The 7,025-nt window shown below is 66.1% G+C and carries 4 protein-coding genes and 1 pseudogene; all 5 read right to left on the bottom strand.

From position 1 onward, the window contains the following. Nucleotides 1-559 precede the first annotated feature (559 nt). A complete protein-coding gene (truB, locus tag N5A92_RS26750; protein ID WP_260907635.1) occupies nucleotides 560-1,498 on the bottom strand; it encodes a tRNA pseudouridine(55) synthase TruB in 939 nt (312 codons plus the stop codon). Between the two features lie 27 nt (nucleotides 1,499-1,525). Then, nucleotides 1,526-1,933: pseudogene (gene rbfA, locus N5A92_RS26745) on the bottom strand (30S ribosome-binding factor RbfA); the annotation flags it as partial. Nucleotides 1,934-2,147: 214 nt separating this feature from the next. Next, the gene (gene infB / locus N5A92_RS26740) at nucleotides 2,148-4,712 is read right to left on the bottom strand and encodes a translation initiation factor IF-2 (RefSeq protein WP_260907633.1); all 2,565 of its coding nucleotides are present in this window, start codon (nucleotides 4,710-4,712) and stop codon (nucleotides 2,148-2,150) included. Then, nucleotides 4,709-5,344 (bottom strand): RNA-binding protein, encoded by a 636-nt coding sequence (locus N5A92_RS26735; protein ID WP_260907631.1) that lies wholly within the window; start codon nucleotides 5,342-5,344, stop codon nucleotides 4,709-4,711. The genes infB and N5A92_RS26735 overlap by 4 nt, the downstream gene beginning before the upstream one ends. Before the next feature lie 39 nt (nucleotides 5,345-5,383). Beyond that, complete coding sequence (nusA, locus tag N5A92_RS26730) at nucleotides 5,384-6,997, bottom strand: transcription termination factor NusA (protein WP_260907630.1); 1,614 nt, start codon at nucleotides 6,995-6,997, stop codon at nucleotides 5,384-5,386. Between the last annotated feature and the right edge of the window lie 28 nt (nucleotides 6,998-7,025).

The raw sequence follows: 7,025 nt of genomic DNA, 5'->3' as shown, positions 1-7,025 counted from the left end.
GCGGGCCCTCACATGCCTCCGGAACCGACCCGGAGGGGGAGGCTGCCGCCGCCCTCCCTGATCTCCGGTCCGGACCCGGTTCCCGCGAGAGCGATGGGGCTATGATAGGGGCGGCTTGGGCAGGGGGGCGAAAATTCCTGCGAGAAAAGTTTGCATGTTGTGGGGGATCAATGGGTTGGCGGGAGATCGGGTCGAAATTTATCCCCGCTTGAAGGTTTGGCCCCACTCCGCTTCGCTTCTCTCGGCACCTCTCCCCCGTCTTGGTGGGGGAGAGGTGGATCGGGCGAAGCCCGAGACGGAGTGGAGGAACGGCGCCCGCTTGGGTGACAGGCGCGGCGCCGGGAGGAAGGGATGTGCAGACCCTCCAAGCGCGTGTCATCCCGGCCAAGGGAGCGTAAGCTCCCGAAGAGCCGGATCCATTCCGTAACACCTCCGGAATGGATTCCGGACACACCTCCGGCTTTCCGGGATGGCGCGCGCGTTGGGGAGGCTCGGCCCTTCCGCGAGACTCGGGGGATACTGTCATGCTTGGCCGCCCCCCGTGTGGCGGCCCGTTGGCTTATTGGCCGAAGACGCGTTTGGGCTTGAACATGCCTGCTTCGACTGTGCCGATGGCGACCAGGCGGCCGCGGGCGCTGGCCCAGGCTTCGGGCGCTTCGACCGGGGCGTCGCGGCCGCGCACGATGACCGGGTTGCCGAGGCGGATGCGGGTGGCAGCGTCGTCGCTGAGCGGGACTTCCGGCAGGCCGTCGAGGGCGGCGGCGATGTCCATGAGATGCGGATCGAGGGCGGCGAAGCGTTCTTCCTCGCTCGCCGCATCCGCAGCTGTCTCCTCGAGCGCCTGCATGGTCACGAGTTGCGCCGGCTCGAAGGGAAAGACCTCCGTGCGGCGCAGATCGGCCACGTAGCCGAAACAGCCGAGGTCGCGACCCAAGTCGCGGGCTATGCTGCGCACGTAGGTGCCCTTGCCGCACTCGACTTCCAGAACGGCCTTGCCGGGTTCGGGGATCGAGACCAGGTCGAGCCGACCAACCTCCACTTCGCGGGCAGCGATCTCGACCGTCTCGCCCTCGCGCGCCAGGTCGTAGGCGCGCTCGCCGCCCACCTTGATGGCGGAGAACTGCGGCGGCGTCTGCATGATGAGGCCGGTATAGCGCGGCAGGAGGGCGCGGATTTCAGCTTCCGTCGGCCGATTGTCGGAGGATTTGACGACGGGGCCTTCCAGATCGTCGGTCGAGCGTTCCTCGCCCCAGGCGATGGTGAAACGATAGACCTTGGCGCCTTCCATCACGTAGGGCACGGTCTTCGTCGCCTCGCCCAACGCGATGGGCAGCATGCCCGAGGCCAGTGGGTCGAGCGTGCCGGCGTGTCCCGCCTTCTGCGCGCCGAACAGCCATTTCACCTTGGATACGGCGTCCGTGGATCCCATGCCCGCTGGCTTGTCGAGCACCAGCCAGCCAGAGAGAGGCCGGCCTTTCTTCTTTCCGCGGCGCGCCATCAGGCGATACCCCTCATGCGCCGATCGTCAGCGTTCATCATCTTCGTCTTCATTGTCCAGGTCCCGTGCCACCTCGGGCGATTTCAAAAGCTTGTCGATCTTCTCGAAATTGTCGAAGCTGGTGTCCAGGCGGAAGCGGAACTCCGGCATGTATTTCATCTGCCTGAGCGCCGGCGCGGCGCGGCCACGGATGAAGCGCGCGTTGCGATTGAGCGCTGCCACCACCTTCTCCTTGTCCTCCACGCCGAGCGGAGAGACGAAGGCGGTGGCGATCTTCAAATCCGGCGACATGCGCACCTCGGCGACCGAGATGACGGCGCCCTCGACCTCGGGGTCGCGCACCTCGCCGCGCTGCAGGATGTCCGAAAGCGCATGACGCGCCTGCTCGCCGACACGAAGCTGGCGTTGGGATGGGGCTGAAGAAGGCATGGTCGACGTCTCTTGAAACGTGGTTGTGCCGAGAAAGGGTTCGGCGGCTTTGGAGTATTTAGGTTAGGATGTGTCCGGCATCCCGCCCTCGTGGTTCGACAGGCTCACCATGAGGGCTGTGTTTGCGCCTACCGTCTACGCCAAAGCTTGCGGTGAAGTGGCCGTCGCCTTCATCCTCATGGTTCGACAGGTTCACCATGAGGATGAAGACATTGAAGGCTTACAGCGTCCGCGTCACCATCTCTACGCGATAGGCCTCGATGACGTCGCCAACGCGGATGTCCTCGTAGTTCTCGAAGGCCATGCCGCATTCCTGGCCGCCAGGCACCTCGGCCACCTCGTCCTTGAAGCGCTTCAGCGTCTTCAGCTTGCCCTCGTGGATAACCACGTTGTCGCGGATGAGGCGGACGCCCGCGCCGCGCTCGACCTTGCCTTCGGTGACACGGCAGCCGGCGACCTTGCCGACCTTGGTGATGTTGAAGACCTCGAGGATCTCGGCATTGCCGAGGAAGGTCTCGCGACGCTCGGGCGACAAGAGGCCGGACATGGCCGCTTTGATGTCATCCACGAGATCGTAGATGATGTTGTAGTAGCGGATCTCGATACCTGCCTGCTCGGCCGCGTCGCGCGCCTGCTTGTTGGCGCGCACGTTGAAGCCGATGATGGCGGCCTCGGAGGTCTCGGCCAGCGAGACGTCGCTCTCGGTGATGGCGCCGGCGCCCGAATGGACGATGTTGGCGCGCACCTCGTCGGTGCCCAGCTTGTCCAGCGCGTTGACGATGGCCTCGATGGAGCCCTGCACGTCGCCCTTGATGATAAGCGGGAACTCCTGGAGTCCGCTCGTCTGCAGCTGCGACATCATCTGCTCCAGCGAACCGCGCTGGCCGGCCTGGCGAGCCACGGACTTCTCGCGCGCCACGCGCTGGCGGTACTCGGAGATCTCGCGCGCCCGGCCTTCCGAATCGACGACGGCGATGCGGTCGCCGGCCTGCGGCGTGCCCTGGAGACCCAGAATCTCGACCGGCGTCGAAGGCGGAGCCTCCTTCACCTGCTCGCCGCGATCGTTGACCAGCGCACGCACGCGGCCCCACTCGTTGCCGGCGACGACGATGTCGCCGGGCTTAAGCGTGCCGGCCTGCACCAGTACCGTGGCCACGGAACCGCGGCCGCGGTCGAGCTTGGCCTCGATGACGACGCCCTCCGCCGTACGGTTGGGGTTGGCCTTGATCTCCAGGAGCTCGGCCTGCAGCAGGATGGCCTCGAGAAGCTTGTCCAGGTTGGTCTGCTTGACCGCCGACACCTCGACATCGAGCACTTCGCCGCCCATGGATTCCACGAACACCTCGTGCTGGAGGAGCTCCGTGCGTACCTTCTGCGCGTCGGCGTCCGGCTTGTCGATCTTGTTGATCGCCACGATGATCGGCACACCCGCCGCCTTGGCATGGTTGATGGACTCGATCGTCTGCGGCATCACGCTGTCGTCGGCCGCCACCACCAAGATGGCGATGTCGGTGGCCTGCGCGCCGCGGGCACGCATGGCGGTAAACGCCGCGTGGCCGGGCGTGTCGATGAAGGTGATCGTCTGACCGTCCTGCTCAACCTGGTAGGCGCCGATGTGCTGGGTGATGCCGCCGGCCTCGCCCGACACGACATTGGCCTTGCGGATGGCGTCGAGCAGCGACGTCTTGCCGTGGTCGACGTGGCCCATGATGGTGACCACCGGCGGCCGCGATACCAAGTCTTCCGGCTTGTCCTCGATGTTGAACAGTCCTTCCTCGACGTCGGATTCGGCGACGCGCTTGACCGTATGGCCAAATTCCTCGGCCACCAGCTCGGCGGTGTCGGCGTCGATCACATCGCCGGGCTTCATGATCTGGCCCTGCTTCATGAAATACTTGACCACGTCCACAGCGCGCTCGGCCATGCGGCCGGCGAGCTCCTGGATGGTGATGGTCTCGGGAAGCACCACTTCGCGGGCAATCTTCTCGCGCGGCTCCTGCTGCTGGGTGCGCTTGAACTTCTCCTGCCGGCGACGCATCGAGGAAAGCGAGCGCGCGCGCGTCTCCTCGTCCGAAAGCGCGGAGTTGAGTGTCAGCTTGCCGCGGCGGCGCTGTTCCTCAGCGCGCGGTTTGGTCGGGCGGGGGGCCGGCGTCTCGGGCTTGGGTGCGCCACGCTTGACGCCCGCACCAGGGCGAGCCCGCTCCTCTTCCTCGACGACCGGCTGCTGGGGCGCGGCTTCGGCCGGGGCGCGACGGCGCGCCTCTTCCTCGGCGCGCTTGCGCGCGTCGGCTTCCGCCTTCAGACGCTCTTCCTCTTCCGCCTGCCTGCGGGCGGATTCCTCACGCTCGATGCGCCGGCGCTCTTCTTCCTCGGCGCGGCGCTTGGCCTCCTCGACCGCGCGCGCGCGCTCTTCGGTCTCGCGTACCTTGGAATCCTGCAGGGCCCGGCGGCGGGCTTCCATCTCCTGGGTGGAGAGCTCGTTCAGGACGACGCCGGAGCGGCCACCCGAAGGCTGCGGACGCGGCGCTTCGCGGGCGGGCGGCGGGGTAGGCGCCGGAGCTGCGGGCTTCGCCTGAGCGGGCGCTGCCGGCGGCGGCGCCTGCTCGGGGCGCTCGTCCGGCCGCGCGAATTTCCGCTTCTTGGTTTCGACCACGACAGCTTTCGTGCGCCCATGCGAAAAGTTCTGGCGCACCGTGCCCTGCTCCACGCCCGGGCGTTTCAGCGTCAGCGTCTTCTTCGTATTGACGCTCAGCGTCTTGTCGTCACCGGTCTTCGTATCAGTCATTCCATATCCTCTGCGGCGTCTGCCGCACCCGACGCCGGGGCTTCCGGGGCAACACCCCGAAAAACGGCGAGCGTCTTCACGCGTTTCAGCGCTGCCACGCCCGGCCCTCGGTCGAGCACGGCAGCATGTATCACATTTGTCGCCCCCAATGCCAAACTCATTTCGGCTTCCGAAAAGAGCTTGAATGCCGGCGTTTGCCTGCCGCCAACATGGGCCACCGCCTTCCGTGCGGCCATAATCTTGCGGATGCCGTCTTCCGACGCCTCCGCCGCATGCAGCACCGCGGCAGCATCACCACCGCGCACCGCCATTTCAACTTTGGTCGCCCCCAATGCCACGGCTCCGGCCTTGCGCGCAAGACCGAGCGCGCCCAAAGCGGATGCCGCGAGCAGCGAATCGACCATTTCGGCCAAATCCGGAGGCACCGTCACCGGCGCTTTCAGGGCCCGGGAGAACAGGTTCTTCGCCGCTGCCTTCTCGACAAGGCCTTTCTCAGCGCCGACCCAGCAGCCGCGCCCTGGCAGATTGCGCTTCAGGTCGGGCACGACCGCACCGTCGGGACCCACGACGAACCGAAGGAGTTCCTCCGGCTGTCGCGCCTGGCGCGTCACGATACATGTGCGGTCGTTCATCGCGTTCCACAAGACCTATCTTCACGCAGCGGGGCATTTTCAGCCTTCCGCCCGCTCGCTGGCTTCTTCCTCCGGCTCCTCTTCGCCGGCGCGCAGATCCTCCTCGGTGATCCAGCCCGCCTTCAGCCGGGCGGCGACGACCATCTGCTCGGCCTCGGCGCGAGAGACGTCGAAGTTGGAGAAAACGCCGGGCATGAACTTGGTCTCGCCGTCCTTGCGCTCGCGCCAGCCGACGAGATCGTCAGCGGCGTAGCCGGCGAAATCCTCGATGGTCTTCACGCCATCCTCGCTCTCGCCCAGCGCCACCATCATCGAGGTGGTGATGCCGGGGATCTCGCGCAGCTCGTCGGCGACGCCCAACTCTTTGCGCCTGGCGTCATTCTCGGCCTCGATACGCTCCAGATATTCGCGCGCGCGCGTTTGGATCTCCGTCGCCGTATCCTCATCGAAGCCATCGATGGAGGCGATCTCGTCGGACTCGACGTAGGCCAGCTCCTCGACACTGGTGAAGCCTTCGGAGGCCAGCACCTGGCCGACCATCTCGTCGACGTTGAGGGCGTCCATGAAGAGCGTCGAGCGCTCCGTGAACTCCTTCTGGCGCCGGCTCGACTCCTCCTCTTCGGTGAGGATATCGATGTCCCAGCCGGTGAGCTGCGAGGCGAGGCGCACATTCTGGCCGCGGCGGCCGATGGCGAGCGAAAGCTGGTCGTCGGGGACGACCACCTCGATGCGCTCGGCATCTTCGTCGAGCACCACCTTGGCGACCTCGGCCGGCTGCAGAGCATTGACGATGAAGCTCGCCGCGTTGTCGTTCCAGGGGATGATGTCGATCTTCTCGCCCTGAAGCTCGCCGACGACGGCCTGCACGCGGGAGCCGCGCATGCCGACGCAGGCACCGACGGGGTCGATGGAGGAATCGTGGCTGATGACGGCGATCTTGGCGCGGGATCCCGGGTCACGGGCCACCGACTTGATCTCGATGATGCCGTCATAGATCTCCGGCACTTCCATCGTGAAGAGCTTGGCCATGAACTGCGGGTGCGTGCGCGACAGGAAGATCTGCGGGCCGCGCTGCTCACGCCTGACGTCGTACACATAGGCACGCACGCGGTCGCCATATTTGAAGATCTCGCGCGGGATCAGCTCGTCGCGGCGGATGATGGCCTCGCCGCGGCCGAGATCGACGATCACGTTGCCGTATTCGACGCGCTTCACAGTGCCGTTAACGATCTCGCCGATACGGTCCTTGTACTCGTCGTACTGACGGTCGCGCTCGGCCTCGCGCACCTTCTGCACGATCACCTGCTTTGCGGACTGGGCGGCGATGCGGCCGAAATCCATGGGCGGAAGCTGCTCGGCGATGAAATCGCCCACCTGGGCGTCGGGGTTGCGGCCGCGCGCCAGGGAGATGGGAATCTCGCGTGCCGGCTCCTCGACCTCCTCGACCACTTCCATCAGCCGCTGCAGCTTCATCTCGCCGGTCTGCGGGTTGATGTCGGCGCGGATGTTGGTCTCCTGGCCGTAGCGCGAGCGCGCCGCCTTCTGGATCGCATCGGCCATCGCCGCGATCACGATTTCCTTGTCGATGGATTTCTCGCGCGCCACAGCGTCGGCGATCTGCAAGAGCTCCAGCCTGTTTGCACTGACTGCCATTTTGGTCTCCCCTGGGGATGGGCCGCGC

The sequence above is a fragment of the Chelativorans salis genome (assembly GCF_025336525.1).
Lineage (GTDB): Bacteria > Pseudomonadota > Alphaproteobacteria > Rhizobiales > Rhizobiaceae > Chelativorans > Chelativorans salis.
This window is presented reverse-complemented; position numbering and strand designations above follow the sequence as displayed.